The sequence below is a fragment of the Mucilaginibacter polytrichastri genome, from assembly GCF_001911425.1.
In the GTDB taxonomy this organism is placed as follows: domain Bacteria; phylum Bacteroidota; class Bacteroidia; order Sphingobacteriales; family Sphingobacteriaceae; genus Mucilaginibacter; species Mucilaginibacter polytrichastri.
On the sequence record NZ_MPPL01000002.1, the window covers coordinates 31464 to 50314 of the forward strand.

At 40.9% G+C, this 18851-nt stretch carries 13 protein-coding genes; 8 read left to right on the forward strand and 5 right to left on the reverse strand.

Annotated features, from left to right (window positions below; all coding sequences use genetic code 11):
* The first annotated feature begins 17 nt into the window (after positions 1 to 17).
* The 7 genes from RG47T_RS25260 to RG47T_RS25295 all read left to right on the forward strand — a co-directional run bounded on the left by RG47T_RS25260 (position 18) and on the right by RG47T_RS25295 (position 8635).
* The gene (locus tag RG47T_RS25260) at positions 18 to 2006 is read left to right on the forward strand and encodes a TlpA family protein disulfide reductase (RefSeq protein WP_074493850.1); all 1989 of its coding nucleotides are present in this window, start codon (positions 18 to 20) and stop codon (positions 2004 to 2006) included.
* 1 nt (position 2007) lies between these two features.
* Positions 2008 to 3618 (forward strand): S41 family peptidase, encoded by a 1611-nt coding sequence (locus RG47T_RS25265; RefSeq protein ID WP_074493852.1) that lies wholly within the window; start codon positions 2008 to 2010, stop codon positions 3616 to 3618.
* Positions 3619 to 3639: 21 nt separating this feature from the next.
* Complete coding sequence (locus RG47T_RS25270; RefSeq protein ID WP_074493854.1) at positions 3640 to 4791, forward strand: TlpA disulfide reductase family protein; 1152 nt, start codon at positions 3640 to 3642, stop codon at positions 4789 to 4791.
* 181 nt (positions 4792 to 4972) lie between these two features.
* Positions 4973 to 5560 (forward strand): Crp/Fnr family transcriptional regulator, encoded by a 588-nt coding sequence (locus RG47T_RS25275; protein ID WP_245770879.1) that lies wholly within the window; start codon positions 4973 to 4975, stop codon positions 5558 to 5560.
* 128 nt (positions 5561 to 5688) lie between these two features.
* Positions 5689 to 6138, forward strand: a complete 450-nt coding sequence (locus RG47T_RS25280; RefSeq protein ID WP_074493931.1) for a protein-disulfide reductase DsbD domain-containing protein — start codon at positions 5689 to 5691, stop codon at positions 6136 to 6138.
* 914 nt (positions 6139 to 7052) lie between these two features.
* Positions 7053 to 7439: a response regulator gene (locus tag RG47T_RS25290; RefSeq protein ID WP_074493860.1), complete on the forward strand. Its 387-nt coding sequence runs from the start codon at positions 7053 to 7055 to the stop codon at positions 7437 to 7439.
* Positions 7440 to 7990: 551 nt separating this feature from the next.
* Positions 7991 to 8635, forward strand: coding sequence for a TetR/AcrR family transcriptional regulator (locus RG47T_RS25295; protein ID WP_074493862.1), 645 nt, complete (start codon positions 7991 to 7993; stop codon positions 8633 to 8635).
* 396 nt (positions 8636 to 9031) lie between these two features.
* Here the strand turns inward: RG47T_RS25295 and RG47T_RS25300 are convergent, their stop codons facing one another.
* The 5 genes from RG47T_RS25300 to RG47T_RS25325 form a co-directional block, all read right to left on the reverse strand.
* Positions 9032 to 9454 (reverse strand): ester cyclase, encoded by a 423-nt coding sequence (locus RG47T_RS25300; RefSeq protein ID WP_074493864.1) that lies wholly within the window; start codon positions 9452 to 9454, stop codon positions 9032 to 9034.
* A 415-nt stretch (positions 9455 to 9869) separates the two neighbouring features.
* A complete protein-coding gene (locus tag RG47T_RS26930) occupies positions 9870 to 10118 on the reverse strand; it encodes a cyclic nucleotide-binding domain-containing protein (RefSeq protein WP_245770880.1) in 249 nt (82 codons plus the stop codon).
* 1027 nt (positions 10119 to 11145) lie between these two features.
* Positions 11146 to 11436: a hypothetical protein gene (locus RG47T_RS25310; RefSeq protein ID WP_139235779.1), complete on the reverse strand. Its 291-nt coding sequence runs from the start codon at positions 11434 to 11436 to the stop codon at positions 11146 to 11148.
* A gap of 214 nt (positions 11437 to 11650) precedes the next feature.
* A complete protein-coding gene (locus RG47T_RS25320; RefSeq protein WP_216351146.1) occupies positions 11651 to 13612 on the reverse strand; it encodes an alpha-L-arabinofuranosidase family protein in 1962 nt (653 codons plus the stop codon).
* 272 nt (positions 13613 to 13884) lie between these two features.
* The gene (locus RG47T_RS25325) at positions 13885 to 16254 is read right to left on the reverse strand and encodes a glycoside hydrolase family 127 protein (protein WP_074493871.1); all 2370 of its coding nucleotides are present in this window, start codon (positions 16252 to 16254) and stop codon (positions 13885 to 13887) included.
* Positions 16255 to 16437: 183 nt separating this feature from the next.
* Here RG47T_RS25325 and RG47T_RS25330 point away from each other — a divergent pair, with 183 nt between their 5' ends.
* The gene (locus RG47T_RS25330) at positions 16438 to 18768 is read left to right on the forward strand and encodes a glycoside hydrolase family 31 protein (RefSeq protein ID WP_083627593.1); all 2331 of its coding nucleotides are present in this window, start codon (positions 16438 to 16440) and stop codon (positions 18766 to 18768) included.
* Positions 18769 to 18851 lie beyond the last annotated feature (83 nt).

Here is an 18851-nt window from a genome sequence, read left to right on the forward strand (position 1 = left end):
TAAACTGATAGATAACTATGTTTAAATATATATTAGCATCACTGATGCTTCTGTTTACCTGCGCTAAGGCGCAGGTAATCTCAAACCGTACGTCGGTAGTGCCTCAAAAGCCTATACCGGGTAAACCCTTAGAATTGCTGTACAATGCCAGGCTAAGCCCGCTTGATAAGGCAAAGCAGGTTAAAGCTGCCTTCTACCAGTTCAGCGATTATAAATGGTATACTGATACAGCTTTTATGGAAGCGCAGGATAGTAATCTCAAGGCTACCTTTAATTTGCTTCCGGGGGCATCATTTGCTGCTGTAAAATTCTATCAGGGCAACTTACGCGCACCTGATTCTTCTGATAACAATAGCGAAAAGGGGTTCGTTGTTCGCATAACAAGTTCAAAAGGTAAAAGACTGCCGGGCGCTGCGCTTGCCGAGGCCGTGTTTAAATTACCCGGCTACAGTGGTGGCATTCCCGGTTATTTTGCAGGCAACTCGGCAAAACTTTCTGCCGATTCGCTTGCGCTATTGCTTAATGAAGAGCTGAAACAAAAAGACAGCAAACCTTCCAGGTTTGTACATTATTACCTGGCATTGCAACGTGCGATTAAAGGGCTTCAGTTTAAATCCGATGCTCCTGCAATATTAAATATGCTTCTTGAAGACAAGGATTTGACCGAAGATGACCTGGTAGAAATTCAGCGTGTAAAACAATTTGATCTTAAAGATGAAGCGGGTGCAGCAAAGTTAAGAACTGACATATTAGCGAAATATCCGAACGGGAAATTCGCAAGGTTAGAAGCCTTCCAGGGTATCATAAAAGATGCAAAATCTAATGAACAGATTATTGCCAACGGCGAAGCATTTTTAAAAAAATTCCCAATCGCAGAGTGGCGCAAGCACCCAGATAATCAGGACTACATTTATTACGGAGCTTACCGCAATTTGGCTATTGCTTATTTTGATTCTGGCAATTTTGATGCTTTAATCCGATTACGCCCGGATTGGGATTTTAAGACAGAGGACGAGATTTACCGTTGGAATGTTGGTCGTGCTTACATGCACAAAACAGTGGAGTTTAAAAAACTACAGCCACTTGCAGACAGTCTGTATAAAGATTTACTTACAAAAATTAACGACGGGTCATATTCTACCGACTTCGATTCGAAGGTACAGGCGCAGGATAATGCTTATGAACAGCTAAAAAACCGTACAGAAGATCAGATAAACATCCATTACCTAGCAGGTGATTATAAGGGATCGCTGGCGTATTTTGAAATGCTTCGTCCACAAGACAAATTTGCAAACGCCGACCTGAATGCCATTCATGTAGACATGTTAGCCAAAACAGACCAAAAGCAACTTATACAGCCATTGTTAGAGAATAGCGTTAGGGCTAATGCGGTTACACCGGCAATGTTTAACCGGTTAAAAGAAGTGTATGAGCAGCACGGAAATACTGAGGGTTATGATAATTATCTGGCTTCACTAAAATCGGCAGATAAAATGTCTCAACTGCAAGCCACAGTTAAAGCCCACATGCTTAACAAGGATATTATGCCTTTTGCAATGGAAGACAGCAATGGTAACATCGTTCGTTCAACAGACTGGGGCGATAAAATTGTGGTGATTGATTTTTGGGCTACCTGGTGCCGCCCATGTATTGCGGCTTTCCCGGGTATGCAAATGTTAGTTGATAAATATGCGAAAGACCCCAAAGTAGACTTCTATTTCGTAGGCACTATGCAGTTTGGTGATTACAAGCAAAAAGTAAAGGACTTCATGAAGCGTGAAGGCTGGCGTTTTAAAGTATTGCATGATGGTATAAATAAGAAAACAGGAGAAGAAGATGAGGTATTCTCCACCTTCGCCAAAATGTTTAATTCTTCGGGAATACCTCGTAAAGTGATTTTAAAGGATGGGATAATGCGCTACACAACCGAAGGTTACGGTGGCAGTCCAAGCGAATTAGAAGATGAAATATCATATGCAGTTGAAATGTTAAAAGCAGAAAAATAACATGTTAAAAAAGATAATTATAGCGCTTGTATGGTCAGTGCCCCTAATAGCCAATGCACAAGTAACGGCACAGGATAAACTAAAGGCAGCCATTAACGTGATAAAAAAGAATTATGTAGACTCCTTGAGCGACCAAACACTGGCAGATGCAGCGATTAAGGGAATGTTCACTGAACTTGACCCGCATTCCAAATATTTCAGTAAGGCAGAGGCAAAAGCCATGGCAAGTGCCATGCGCGGCAGTTTCGTGGGTATCGGCATTGAATACATGATGCAGAATGATACCGTTTATCTTACCCAGATTTTGCCAGACGGGCCGGCTGAAAGAGCTGGTTTAATTACAGGAGACCGTTTGCTGAAAGTAAATGAAGAGAATGTGGCAGGCACTAAAAAAACCTATATGAACATTCTGAATGCCATAAGGGGAGAAAATAAGACGGTTGTTAAGTTAGAGATATACCGGCCGGGTGCAAAAAAGAACATGGAATTTAGTATTGCGCGTGGCCCTGTGGTAGATCATTCTGTTACTGCAGCTTACATGCTTGATGATAAAAAAACGGGTTACATAGCTATCCGCATATTTAGCCAAAGTACACGTAATGAAATTGAGAATTCATTAAAAAAATTAAAGAAAGAGGGCATGCAGCAGTTGATCCTGGATTTGCAAGGTAATGGCGGCGGATATGTACAGGCAGCATTAGGAGTTGCGGACGAGTTTCTTAAACGCGACCAGTTGGTTTATTATATCATGACACAGGATAAAGGGAAAGATTACTATTACGCTTCACAATCGGGTACTTCCTGGGAAGGAAAATTGGCGGTGCTGATTGATCAGAACACTGCTTCAGCCAGTGAAATTCTTTCAGGCGCATTACAAGACTGGGACAGGGGAGTAATAGTGGGCCGTCGTAGTTTTGGAAAAGGCCTTACGCAGCAACCTATTGCCTTGCCAGATAGCTCTGTGCTCGAACTTACATCAGGCCGTTTATACACGCCTGCCGGCAGATCGGTACAAAAACCTTACAAAGGAGTAAACTATCAGGCAGATATCAGCAACAGATATGGCAGCGGCGAATTGTTCAGGGAAACAGATCAGCATAAGCCAGACTCTCTAAAGTTTAAAACTTTGGTTAATAAGCGTACTATATATGCAGGCGGAGGCATTACGCCTGATAAGTTTGTCCCATTAGATACGTTGCAAGAGGCATCGTGGCTTAAATCAGTAGCATCAGCTGGCTACATAAGCGATGCATCCTGGAAAATTGCGGATACACAACGGGAGGAAATTAAAAAAGCTTATCCCGATATCGAATCATTTGCCGCTAATTATAAAGTACCTAAAAATATAATTAATGGCATTGTCAAAGCTGTTGAACAAAAAGGGCTTAAACCTTCGAAAGCGTATAAAGAGCGCCTGATAAATTTATTGGCTCTGGAAATAAAAGCGCAGATAGCCAATCAGGTTTACATGGGTAAAGAAAACTATTTGAGAATTATTAATTCCGAAAATAATAGCATAAAAGAAGCGCAAAAAATATTAGATAACGCACAGCTATATAACGCATACCTGCAAGGCAAAGTACTTGCTAGTACAGTTCAGATAACCAAGTAGTATAAAAAACAATAAAACTAAATGAAAAAAATTACAACCATTATATGTGCAGCTTTATTTGCACCCCTGTTATGTGCGGCGCAGCAGGGATATGTTATTCATGGTAAAATCGGCAACCTTAATAAACCGGCTAAAGCCTACTTGTCTTACAAAATTGGTGATAACAGAATAGTAGACTCAACTTATATTGTTAACGGTAGCTTCGAGTTCAAAGGAAAAGTAAATAGTGTAAAAGAAGCCGGTATCAGGGTGAAGCATGATGATGTGCCTTTAAACCCTACCGTGAGGCCGGTATGGGATTTGTTTTCCTTTTTTATCGAAAATAAAGAGATAAACATCATAGCTACTGATTCCATTAAAAACGCAAAGATCACAGGCTCGCCATTAAATGACGAAAACGCCAGGCTCACGGCTTACCTGAAACCAATTTATGATAAGTATGCAGCTTTGAATAAGGAGTATGAAAGCAAAAATCCGACAGAACAATCTAACAGGGAATATGTACAATCGCTGGAAAAAAGGGCTAAGGATATTGATAATGAGACGGTGAAAGCAAAACAAGATTATGCACTTGCTCATCCGAACTCATACCTGGCTATTGTTGCACTAAATTCAACGATGAAGGATGGTTTTGATGCGGCGGGTACTGAAAAAATATTCGACAAATTAAGTCCCGATGTCAGGAACACTGAACTTGCGCAAGCGTCCTTAAAAAGGATAATTGATATTAAGAAAACACAGGAAGGAGAACCTGCACCGGATTTTACGCAGAATGATGTTGATGGGAAGCCTGTAAAATTATCAGATTTCAGGGGGCATTATGTATTGGTTGATTTTTGGGCATCATGGTGCGCGCCTTGCCGGCGTGAAAACCCCAACCTTGTTAAATCCTATGCTGCTTACAAAGACAAAGGGTTCCGGATACTGGGTGTTTCCTTAGACAAGCCTGCAGATAAGGAAAAATGGCTGAAAGCGATTAAAGATGACGGTTTAACATGGACCCAGGTATCAGATTTAAAAGCCTGGACAAATGCTGCCGCTGTTTTATATGACGTAAAAGCTATACCTATGAATTTTTTGATCGATCCGCAAGGGCGTATAATTGCCAAGTACCTGCGCGGCGAAGACCTCAGTACTAAATTAAAAGAAATTTATAAGGCTGAAACCAAGTAATCTTGGAGGGATTAATCACCTGCGTTATTATACATATATTTCTATATAAAAGACCTGAATTATGAGTCTAAGCGGATTGTTTCCAATTGACCGATGGACATTTACAACGCGTTTTGTTTTACAGTCGCTGTCACAAAATGACAGGGATGCTTTGCTCGCGAGGCAGACAAATATTTCCTATATGAAGGGAGAGGTCATATTCCGGGAAAATACAGTACCCTCGGGCGTTTACCTGATCATAAGTGGTAAGGTGAAAAAATACAGGGTTAGTGGCCAGGCTAAAGCGCAAATCATTTATGTTGCCGGTCAGGGGGAGTTGGTCGGATATCATGCAATTCTCTCTGAAGAACGCTACCCGGACTCCGCTGCTGCAATGGAACCTTGCAAAATAGCCTATATTCCAAAGGAAGATTTTACAGGAACGCTTTATAATTCACCCTCTTTTTCACGCTATCTCCTTAAGTCCCTTAGCCATGAATTTACGGTATATGCCAATATGCTTTCTACGCTGATGCAGCACTCCGCTTCCGAGCGTCTGGCCATTGCGCTGATCATTTTACGGGAAAAATTCAAGGAGGGGCTGCAAGAGGACGGAGAAATTGTTATCAGCGTTTCGCGTTCAGATCTTGGGGCAATGTCAGGTCTGGCTGAGGAGAACGTTATCCGTTTACTTCGTGACTTTAAAACACAAAAGATCATAGAGATAGAAGGCCGAAATATTATCGTACTAGACATCCGATCGTTGGTAAAAGAATCCAATTACCCGTAAGCGTCGTGATATAGAGGTAATAGCAGGGTCAAACTTAAAGTATTTGCTTGGTCGCTAACACGGATTTTACCGGCTACCTGTCGATCTCGCGTTTAATGAACCTATTATTCAATATTAAAAAAGATAAAATGAAAAGAATTGTAAGTATGGTAATCGTACTGGTCCTTTTTGCCCTGCAAGGGAACTCACAAATATTACAACCGGTAAAGTGGAGCTATGCCGCCAAGAAAACCGGTCCAAGCGAGGCCGTGGTATTCCTTAAGGCAACGATTGATGCCGGCTGGCATGTTTACTCGCAGTTTGTTAAAGAAGGCGGCCCGGTAAAAACTACTATCAATTTCAACCCGTCCAAAACTTTCACTCTGGTGGGTAAAACGATCGAACCGAAGCCGGTCACCCGGATGGAAAAAGCTTTTGGAATGGATGTCAGCTTTTTTGAAAATAGCGTCGTTTTTCAGCAAAAGATAAAATTGAAAGCCAAGCAGGCTACTATCAGTGGTAAGCTGGAATATATGACCTGTAACGATGAAAAGTGCTTACCTCCTGATAATATTGAATTCAGCATTCCTGTAAAGTAACTTACACATCCTGAACAGGGAGGCTTTAGGCCTTTGCTATTTCGGGAATAGAATTTACCCCTATTGATCTCCTCCCCGGCTGCAAAAAACACCTGGACAATAATAAAGAACGGCAGCCGGGAAACGGTGGATGAAAAATAAGGGAAAGGCAGTGGCAAAGACCTATCAACAAAGCAAAAAAACTTTCTGAGACATATCTTGCAAGTTTGGCAGGGGCTGTGACGGAATATTATAAAGTCTTCAATCGTTCTTTTTCAGTTAATAGTTTAGTTAATTACAAAGACATCCTCAGAAGCGGATGTCTTTTGATAAGGAGACATAAAGAATGATTTTCAATATGTCGTTGACGGTAACAAGCTGGCGGTAAGCTTTATCATATACGTGTTCATTGCTGCTGTAACTACTTTTCCATTTTTGAATGAAAGCCTGAAGTGGTTCTTTCAAGATATTTAAATTTGAGACTCAAGTCATTTTGGGACAAGTAGCAGGTTAAGATGAACAATAGAGATGATATCGTAAATCGACAGTATTGAATTACGAATGAATCGCACCAGATAGAATTATCAAATGATGATCTGTTTAGATCGAATAAAATCATGCTCATGAAGCTAATTCAATTGTTCATGGTCCAAATCTTAGTCAACTATTCATTTCGGGATACATGGCCAGATCTGCTTATACCTTTTAAAGGCTATGTACCCTTGATCCATATTAGTGTCGATGTGCTGAATCTTATTAAACCATACTTAAGCGTCGGATATGCTTGGCAGAATTTGGCGATTTACTCGACCTGTTTTCTTTTGCTGTGGATGATAAGTGTAAAACACACTGTTTTAAAGCAGCCTAACAGACGGGAATAGTACAATCAAAAATCTTTGGTAATTAACCGTTTTTTAATTCAACTCCCTGTTACGATGAACCCTACTCCTAAAATTCCAGCTATTGCCATTATTGATGATGATCCGCTATACCGGAAAGTGATTGCTCATCTGCTTGAAAAAAATAATGTTAAAATTCTCTTTGAGGCTGCAAGCGGAGCCGAAAGTATCGGCTTAATGGAGCAGGCCAACTTGTTGCCGGATATTGTAATTTTAGATGTAGAGATGCCGCAGATGGACGGCTTCGAAACTGCGAGAATGCTTAAAAAGCATTGGCCGCAAATCAAAATTATTGCCAACTCGGGTTCGCTTGACCCTTCAGTTAGTAATAAAATGATAGCAGCCGGTGCCGATCGATTTATAGCCAAGGATTTTAATGGCATTAAAATCGCGGAGCTCATCCAGGAAGTGTACGAACCTTAGCGTCATCGCTTTTCGACAATAATAACTATAAAGTTTAGTGCAATTTCACAGACAAGAAATTCATTCTTCCCGGTAGTCACTGGGTTAATTTTCCCTGCCATCAGCTTATATTTATTGTCTCTGCTAGTAATCTGAACCTGATTTATATCAGCGATACAACTGATATAAATCCCTGATTCTCTTTAAACTATTAGTTAATTTAGATTGAAGATACAGTTGCCTTTTAATCTTCTGTTAAGCAATTTATCTTAGAGAATTTCTCACGTTGAAAGATGATCTTTAAAATTAACTCGGTACACTTGATAAATTATCGGGTTTTATTGCTTTTATCCTGAGAATTGCCCTGACAGTATTTGGTTATAAACCTGAACATTATGACAGCCGATACCCTACACTTCATCGAACAAAACCTAAGCATTGGAAGCTTGTGGCAAAACCTGGCATTCTATTTTATGCTAATGATACTATCATGGATAATCATTGTGCAACGGAAAACCTTAAATGAAAGGCCTAAATAAGATGGTGAAATTTAACTTAAATGATTTTCAAACATGAAGGGAAACGCTAACTCAAAACAGATTAAAAATAAAGAATTGACCAAAGAGAAGTTAATTTGGGCTTTAGGAGAAACTATTAAATTGGAAGGCTTTAATTCGCTTAACGGAAGCAAAATTGCCCGGAGAGCTGAAGTAGACCGAAAATTGATTAACCGGTATTTTGGCGGCTTAAATAAATTGATTGAGCGATATGTGGAAAAGACTGATTATTGGCTGATTTTTTTAGAGGACATGAACGAACTATTAAAATCTAATGAATTTCCGGGCAGCAAAGAATTAATCACTTCTTTACTTCAAAATCAGTTCCTTTATTTTTTCGCACAAAAAGACATGCAGCGTTTAATTCTTTGGGAGTTGACCTCAAAAAGTGAGACAATGAAAAGGACTCATAATGCGAGGGAAATGATGGGTCAAGGACTGCTTGAATTAACTGATCTTCATTTTAAAAATTCAAATGTTAATTTCCGGGCAATTGGTGCCCTGATCGTTGGAGGAATATATTATACAATTCTACACACCATAAATAATGGTGGTAAATTTACAGACATAGATATCAGTACGGAGCCAGGCCGGGCAGACATAACAAAGGCAATCGCGCAAATAGTCGATTGGGCTTATCTAGCAGCCGTAGATCAGTAATATCTATAATTCTCTTACCGTAAGTGATTTTAACTATTGGCTATCATGCGGTAAGGAAATCTTACCGCATGATGGCAAGCAGGAGATCCGCCGGATCTGATTCGATAGCAAGTGCAATAAGGTATAGCTTATCAAGCCGGAATTGTGATTTCGGGTTAATCGATAGTTGGATCAGTCTGTAAGCACTTAAGCCAGTTCTTCGGGCAACTCCGCCTTGTTTATTCATTTTTAGCTTAATGAAGTCCTAAATTGATAAGTGTTTTCTTCAGCAAATTATTATTTATTCTCGAAAATAAACTTGCCAAAGACACGCTTATAACATAGATTAAAATAAATATCACCTATCTGGAAATTATAAAATCAAATCATTGAATAATGATGGTCCAGGTCTCTGCTTTAATTCATTGATGGTAATGCCCCTATCTGTTGTAACAAGTTTAGCAAGTCAGGCTGGCCAAATTCTTCAATGATTTGATCATTATAAAATTTGTAGAAATTTACAGCTTTTACTTCAATGGTTCTAAATGTAGCCGGCACATTAAAGAACAAGCCATCGTGTGTGCCACGCATGGTAAAACGTGCAGCTATCTGATTATCTTCCGCTACCATATCTTCGAGTTCCCATTGAATGTCAGAAAAACCGGAACGCATCATGTTAATTATATTCAGATATCCAGTTGGTCCTTCTAGCGGCTCTTTTTGCCCCGGTACAAAAAATTTCGCTTCTGTTGCTATAAGTTCTTTACTTAAAACCTCGCTGGATGTATTGATGAATTCCACAAAGCGTTTCATCAATCGTTTATTGTTTGCTGTTGACATAAATTTAATTTAAAACAAATATCGACTGTTCTTTTAAATACTACCAATAAGGTATCTTAAGAAATAATCTTAAATTACTTTGAGAATTTTTACGGGAAAGCCCCTTTCTGACCAAGTTCAGGAACTCGGGCGTGATACCTAAATAGGAGGCGATTTGCGTATTTGGAAGTTTTCTGGAAAGGTCCCGGTATTGATCCAGAAACAACAAATATCGTTCTTAGGCTGAAGAACTAATATTTTGTAGCTCTATTTTCCAGTTCGATATACTTTTGCTCTATAATTACTCGAAAGTTGTGGTCGATCGTGTAATATTTTACATATAACTTTAGTAGATCGTCATGTTTAACCTGCAATATAACGGCTGACTCTATTTCTTCAATATATAATTTACTGGGCTGCTCTGCGTAAAAGCTACTTAAATCTGTAATCCAATCATTTTTTGCAGTAAATTGAATATTGTGTGTTTACCAATCTTATCAATTGCATACATTTTTAAGCAGCCTGAAATCACGAAAGTAAAATGACGGCATATATCGTCCTGTTGTAAAATATATTGATGCCGTTTAATTGTTCGTTCTGCAAAAAGCGATCCCAGCTCTTTTGCCTCTTCTGCATTTAGAGGAAAATAATTATCAAAATATTGATATAGTTTTTCGATAGACACTTCATTCAATTTAAACGAATTTATCTAAATCACATTGATTGTGACGAATGAAATGGTAAAATGGTCGCTTTGGCAGCTTGCGATAAAGTATAGTTAACGATTTGCCGAAAACTTCCATCCGATTCATACAGAAAAGCTCTGCTCTCAACTATTTGCAACCCAATTCGCTTTCGATCAAAACCAATTTGAATTTTACAAGTCGCAGCTTAAAGTCCTAACATTATGCTGATGGATTGGGGCTTTTTTAACGTGCATTCCCGGTGCATTCCTTAGTTATAAGCATTAATTACAAAATTTCGCAAGTAATATTTAACGGCGGCACATTCTTCTAATTGAATATTACTTCAAGCGAAGGTCAGCAACAGATGTTAAATGCAATATTACAAAGAGTGTGATGGGATTTCGATGAAGTTGGATAAACCGGTGGTATTCTTTACCACTATCTAAGATCGCGCGGCAAGGAAATCTCACTGCAGACAGCAAGCAGCAGTGAGGAAAATACTTATTCATGATACTGCTTAATTGTTCCGCATGGCCAGTCAGCGTATCCCATCCCCAGTAATATCCCTCAAAGGGAAGCTGTAGCCCGGCCTTTAACTGGTGGACAAATTCCTGTAATAACGTATCATCGCGAAATGTGGAAATTACGACAAACCGGGATATCCCCAAATTGAGTTTCCTCGCTTTTCCTACATCAGTTAAGATGTCAACTTTTAGCTGCTGGCGGATCTGGTCGTCTTTTTTACGGATGTCTTTTAATTTGCACTGAATGGCCGTAGTCCCTCTACTCGAATAAATATCGATCCCGCGCTGGTTTTGTCCCCTGACCCCGAAGATCTGGTAGTCGCCGGGCTATTGCGTAACCTTGCTGTCGATAGCATCAAACAGGTCGCAGGTAACTCTTCAAACAGTTTTTCATCCTTTAGCGGGGGGAATTGAAATTTCGGCATGGCTAATTTACAGAACTGGCGATCCTTTAAATGTATTTATACGTAAATACACTTACTCAGCGTATCTGTTACAGTATTCAAAAAGCTTTCTTCCAGCCTTCGTTTTTGATCGTGATATGAACGCAATCCGGCTTGCTCCAACACGAAATGACCGCCTTATGCTCCTTTTTATCGGTATAATGGAACCGGAAGACTTTTGCGCTTAAGCTGGCGTCATAGCCGCTTAGTTGTTCCTGGGTAACCTCATGGTTGAGCGAGATGGTTTTACCAAAAGATTCAAAAGGCTTGATGACCCTTTGCTCCAGCGACTGGTCCGTGAAATTTGCGGTATTAATAAACCTGTAAAGCTGGTCATTTAGTTTTGCCACTTCCTGTTTTTCGTGTATGCCCAATGAAAGCCAGATGCTAAGGAAATCAGCTTTGACTGGATATTCTGGGAGAGTTGACCAGGGTATTCTGGACGCTTTGAACCACCAAGTTGTGCAAACGACCGAGAATATTGCAATAAGTTTATGCAATGTGAAGTCATTAACCCCATACCTCGTTAAGATATGGGCAACTTAGCCGTTATCTTTTACCTCACTAACGCCCTTTTATCCTTATCACGCTCAGGGAATAAGCAGGCACTGTATAGTTGTTTAACGTTTTTGTGTCAAAATCTGATACTATCGGAACAAGTTTAAGCGGTTCATTTAATGTGTTTTTATCGTTCGGATTACCTTTAAGGATATTTAGCTTGGCTTTTTTACTTTGGATGTTTAACGCTTTTAAATCGATTTTAGAGGAGGTGGCAGTAGTGCCGGCGTTCACAATTTTGATAATAATATCGCCTGTTCTACTGTCTTTAACGCAGGATGCCGCAAGGGTAGAATCTGTGATACCGTTAAATGTAACTACGTTCCGAATATAGCTATCGCCCTGGTTTACCGAGAATAGTTGTTGAACGTAATAGTTTACAGTTGGTACCCATTTACTGTTATTAAAATAGATCAGGTTAGGGTTCCACGAAGTATGCTTGCTATTGGCCAGTAGCGGCGCATATGATGCCATACGTACCACGTCGCCATTGCGCTCGATGGAGGTCATAAATGCTGCTTCGGTTAGCGCATTGATCAAATCGTTACCTTGCGATGCGTATTCACCAATATATACTTCAGATTTTTTACGGTTGTAGGTATCATAACGTGCATTGTTAGATAAAAACCATTCTGGCCTTTCGTAAAAATGTTCATCTACAATGGGGATATTGAGCAAGTTAGCAAACTTCCAGCCCTGATCATAATCATCGCCTGAAGGTGAAGGGCCAACTGTGCCTACCACCGTAATTTCGGGGTGTTTAGCTTTCACCACATCATAGATCATTTTAAAACGGAGCCTGAAATCATCGGTTTGTTTGTCCTCATTTCCAATCCCAACATATTGCAGATTAAAAGGCTTTGGATGGCCGGCGGCTGCGCGTTGTGCCCCCCATTTACTGTTAACCGGGCCGTTAGCGTACTCTATTAAGTCCAATACATCTTGTATATAACCCTGCATGTCGGTTAAAGGAAGCCCTTTTTGCCCGATGCCGCCTATGCGCCAGGTGCCGCCTGAATTTTGGCAACTCACGCCTGCCGCCACAACGGGCAGGGGCTTAGCGCCAATATCTTCGCAAAATCTAAAGTATTCATAAAAACCCAAGCCAATGCTTTGATGGTAGTTCCAGATGTTTCGTTGCTGTATGCGCTGTTCAACCGGGCCAATTGTGTTTTTCCAGCGGTACATATTGCCAAGCCCGTCGCCATGTACCAGGCAACCACCCGGAAATCGCATGAACTTAGGTTGCAGGTCAGCAATGGCTTGTGCCAGATCTGCACGCAGGCCGTTGGCTTCGCCTTTAAAAGTATTTTGCGGGAATAGCGAAACTTCGTCAATTGCCAGTTTTCCGGGCTTTTTTGCTAAAACAAACAGCTTTAAAGAATCGGCAGTTTGATTTACGGTTAACACGTTGTTGTACTTTTTCCATCCGCCGGATTCAGTAATAAAAGTAGCCGCGCCATAAACAGTTCCTTTCTTATCACGCAGTTGTACGGTTACCGGGATGGGGTTTGGGGATAACTGCTGGAGATACACCGAAAAATTATATTGCTCGCCCGCTTTTACGGTGATACCATCATAACCAGAATTGCTGATACCTAAACCTTCCTGTCCTGAATCTTCGATATTTAGAAGCAGATAATGAGGGTTATTAGGATGAACAGGATGCGCCGATTCTATCGATAGGGTGCCGTAGCTATATCCTTGTGTAATATACTCCCAGGCGGTTAGCGAATTCCAATCTTTTTTGTCGCTCGCGCTGTATTCAAATGATCTGTTTTGCACCAACTCTGCATATAAACCGCCATCGGCAGCGTAACTCAAGTCTTCAAAAAATACCCCGAACAGATCCGGACTGATCGTTTTGGTGGTGGTAGACTTATCCTTTTCTGAATTGCCGGACTGGGCAAAAACAGTAGTTGCCATTAGAATAAATATAATGATGTGCGCAACGCGTTTAAATAGCATAAGCTTTGGATTAAATGATTTATTTTAGTTTATAATAGTTCAATATGTAATTGATTAATTAGCATTTCTCCAACAGTTTATGGTTATATGTTCAGCAACTCCATTTAAAAGTGTTTCTACTCCCATACTACACTCGGGCCGGTCATATCAGCCTGCAATCAGGTAAAACGCCCGTTTTAGTAAAAATCATATTTGCCACTCATTGATCGTTGCAGTCCAATTGTTTTTCAACCTGTTAATTCGGTATCGTTTTCATATTCGAAGTAAGGCAATCAATTTTTCAGCAGCCGCACTTCATACACAGGGCCGGCGGTGGACCCATTCTCCGCAATGAATTTGATCCGGAAAGATTGATCGGCCGCATAGGCCAGATTATCCGGCAGAGCGTAATCAATTGAGAAGAACGTATCCCGTTTACCTTCGCTAAGATCTACGTTTCCAAGTTTCCTGTCATTGACCCAAATGCTGAATTTATGGTTCCATTCGGTTCCAAAATAGGTAATCCTGATTTTTCTTCCGGCCTTGTCCTTATCAATCAACTTATAATTGAACCAATCTTTTGCTGCTCTCCAATGCCGGTTAAAATTAACACCTTCAAATGAATTCTCTTTTTCCATAAAATGGTCAGATTCTGGTTGTTGTTCTCCTGCCGTTACCAGGTCTATGGTATTCTCAGCAAGCCGGGCTTCCTGAGCGTCTTCCTCGGCAAGTCTCTGCTGCAATGCGGTGAAGTCCTTACGGGATTCCTTTCGCCAGTATACTACGTAACGGGCATCCTGTATTTTATAAAATGGTACGAGTTTCAGTTCTCGGTATTTGACAGGATAAATCAGGTTTTTCGCAGTAAAAGACATGGTGGTTTTCTTGTCCTGCACTATATCTGCGGCATCATCTTCCAAGTCACTTACAAAAACAGGCATGTCGGTAAGTTTATATAGCGCGCCCGCAGCTACATGACCCATCCTGCTATCGTCTGCGTCGCGGCCTTTCTCTGCAAGCGTATCTATGGCAGAGGCCAGCACGATCGGCCCGTGCAGCACAGCCTCGTAATTAGATCCGTCGGGCAACTTTTCTGTTGTAATACGCATAGGAAGTTTAATCTTAATCAAATCACCCTTATGCCATTTTTGGGTCAGGCATACATACGAAGAAGGATCGGCCATCACTGGTACGTTTTTGCCGTTGATGGTGATTTTTAGTCCCCCTTTCGCCACCCAGGAAGGATAACGGATGTTTAGGTTGAACAATCCCTTCCCGGCATTTATAATTTTAAGTGTAGTTTCATCTCGCTCAGGGAAACTGGTTTCCTGTCGTAGTAATAGACCCTTTTCTTTCCATGACAGTTTTGACGGAATAAAAAGGTTGACAAAAAGCGCATTAGCGGAATGACTATAAATCATTTTTCCGTATTTGGCATGATTTTCCATGCCAGAGCCAACACAGCACCACATACTTGTCTGTGGCTGCGAATAAACGCGGTAATGCCCGGGACGCATAGGGGTGAAATAAACAAATCCACCTTTGCCCGGTCGTTGGGTGGTGAGAATATGGTTGTATAATGCCCGTTCATAATAATCGATGTAAGATACTTTCGGGTCTGAGAAATATAAATCCTCCGTCAGCTTAAGCATATTGTAGGTATTACAGGTTTCCGGCCCTTCTACACTGGATATCATCGTTGAGAAATCCGTCGACGGGTTGAAATGCTCTCTAACGCTGTTGCCACCAGTTGCTATTGTACGGTGATTGACTACTGTTTCCCAGAAAAATTCAGCCGCATGGCTGTAACTCGTATCGCCACTATAATCGGCAATCCTTTTGAAACCGATAACTTTCGGAATCTGTGTATTGGCATGTAAATTATCCAAATTATCTACATTTTTTTCCAGTGGAAGCAGTATAGCCTGATGTGAAAAGCCTTTGGCAGCGTCCAGATATTTTTTATCGCCCGAAATACCATAAACGTCGGCCAGAACTTCGTTAATTCCGCCATGTTCATTACCCAGCAGTTGTTGCATTTGTTTTTGATTAAGCGCCCTGGTAATTTCACAGAACCAGTCTGCGAATTTGATCAGCATCAGTTTGGCAGTCTGATTGCCTTCGTATAGGTATGCATCGCGAAGCCCGGCGAATACTTTATGGATATTGTAAAATGGTACCCATTTTCGGTTAAAGTCAGTGAAATTTCCCTTCAATACCTCTGGCCACAGTTTCTGGCTGCCTGGTACACCGCCAACATAGCCGTTTCCATTTTTATCCTGGCAAAGTTTCAATTCGCCAATCATATAATCAAGCCTATCCCTAATCCTTTGGTCTCCGGTAGAGGCGTACATCATCGCAAGAGCCGACAGATAGTGCCCGCCTATATGCCCATCCAATCCTGTATTTTCCCAATTAGTGTAACTTTTTGTTTTTTCAGGAAGGCCTGCTTCCCGTCTGAAAGGAGCAAGCAGCCTGTCTGGCTTTAATTCAAGGATATAATTAAGATCTGTTAATTCCTGTGTTTTAAACATTCCAGGCAGCAACCGAACCTCTTGCAATGAAAAACTTTTGAGTTGATTGCTTTTTTGGGCTTTGAGGGTAAAAGGAAGAATAAGGAATACACAAGCCAAAGCGCTTATGAAAAATCTTCTAAATATCATATCAGGTTATAATTAGTCGTGAAATTTACACTATATGGATTTGTAATGCAACCCGATTAGGCCGGCAAACAAGGATTAGGTCCGCTTTTCAACGAGATTGTTATTTCTTTCAACATGATTGTAAGTTGGCATTAACAGATGTCATTTACATTTACAGGAACTATAAACCAATTTTTAATTAATATGAGGACTAAATTCATAGGCGCTGTTATGCTCCTGTTTTTTACCGCACGAACTTTTGCGCAGGATTTCCAAAGAACACAGTTGGGTATAAAAGCGAATACACAGTTCATGGATATCGAAGCTCAGTTTTTTTCTCCGACTATCGTCAGGATTATCAGGAATCCCGAGGGATTACCTCTAAATAAACAAAGCCTTTCCGTAATCAAAAAGCCCGAACAAACTGCCTTGTCGGTTAATGAAGAAAACAATATCGTATATTTAAAAAGCGCTGCTTTACAGGTGGCGTTGAACCTGAAAACCGGTAAAGTTTCATTTTTAGATTTACAGGGAGGACCGCTTTTTACCGAGAAGGATTACGGTGCCCAGTTTACGGCTACCAAAGATGCCGGTAGAAACACTTATTCGGTTAGGCAGGCGTTTATGCTCGAAAAAGATGAAGTGATCTATGGCCTGGGGCAACAGCAGAACGGCAAAATGAACCAGCGGGGACAAAGAGTGTATCTTTCAAATCAAAACACGAAAGTTTGCATTCCTTTTATTCAGTCAGTTAAGGGTTATGGGGTGTTTTGGGATAACTATTCACCAACCACATTTACTGATAATCTGCAAGAGACTTCGTTCGATTCAGAAATCGGAGATTGCTCTGACTACTATTTTATGTGGGGCGGAAGTGGTGATGGTGTTATAGCACAAATGCGCGACCTTACTGGCCAGGCACCTATGATGCCCCTGTGGGTATATGGCTATAACCAGTCCAAAGAAAGGTATAAAACACAGGAAGAACTGATTGATGTAGTTAAAAAATACAGAGCCTTAAAAGTGCCATTGGATGGTATTGTACAGGACTGGCAGTACTGGGGTAAAGATAGCTTATGGAATTCGATGTCATTTGATCCGGTTACTTATCCTGATCCTAAAGGCATGATTGACAAAGTTCATCAGTTAAAGGCACACCTCTTTATAGTGGCGTGGCCAGGTTTCGGGCCTTTGACCAAACAATACGCCGAATTTAAGCAGAAAAACATGCTTATTGACTTTGATACCTGGCCCCCTAAAAGCGGTGCAAAACCTTTTGACCCCTATAATCCGGCAAGTCATGCCATCTACTGGGATTACCTCAATAAAGGTGTTTTTTCGCTTGGCACAGACGGCTGGTGGCTTGATTCAACCGAACCTGACCATATAAATATTAAAGATCAGGACTTTGACCAGCCCACTTACCTTGGGTCATTCAGAAGTGTTATCAACGCATTCCCTTTAGAGCATGTAGGCGGGATCTATGACAGCCAGCGCAAAACTACTTCTCAAAAACGTGTAACCATTTTTACCCGTTCTGCATTTGCAGGGCAGCAGCGTTACGCGGCCAACACATGGAGTGGGGATATTGTATCCACCTGGCCTACACTTCAAAAGCAGATCCCGGCAGCATTGAATTTTTCGCTTAGCGGCATTCCTTATTGGAATGCGGACATAGGTGGTTTCTTCGCCGGCGCTTTCAAACAAGGGGGAGGTGCTAAAAATCCTGAATTTCAGGAATTGTATACACGCTGGTTACAATTCGCCGCATTTACCCCGATGATGAGGTCACATGGAACCGACATTCCAAGGGAGATTTACCAGTTTGGAAAACCAGGCGAAAAAACTTTCGACGTTATAGCAAAATTCATCAATCTGCGTTACAGCCTTCTCCCTTATATCTATTCTACCGCTTGGGACGTAACCCATCAATCGGGGTCTATCATGAGGGCTTTATTTATGGATTTTGAAAAAGACATACAAGTATATGATATCGGCAATCAGTACATGTTCGGAAAGTCATTTATGGTTTCACCTGTAACTCAAGCCGGGCAAAAAGAGCAGGCTGTTTATCTTCCGGCAGGTACTTTGTGGTATGATTTCTGGACGGGAAAAACCGAGGACGGCGGCAAATCTATCATTAGCACTACCCCAATTGATATCATGCCGTTATATGTAAAAGCCGGAGCTATTATGCCATGGGGGCCTAAAGTTCAGTTTGCCGAAGAGAAAAAATGGAATAACCTGGAAATCAGAATTTACCCGGGGGCAGATGGCGATTTTACCTTGTATGAGGATGAAAACGACAATTACAATTACGAGGAAGGAAAATACACAGAAACCCCGTTCCACTGGAATGACAAATCCCATATCCTGACGATTGGCAAAAGGAGAGGTGATTTTACTGGTTCACTTGTTAACAGGAAATTCAATATCGTGTTGGTGACGGAAACGAAAGGTATAGGAGAACAAGTAAGTAAGAAAACTGATAAAGTTATCTATTACAACGGAGCGGCTTCTTCCATTAGATTGTAAATTAAACCCAAGGTGCAGGAATTATGTATGATAGAGCTACATAATTCCTGTTCCTCATTCATCAATAAATTAAGGTTATCCGC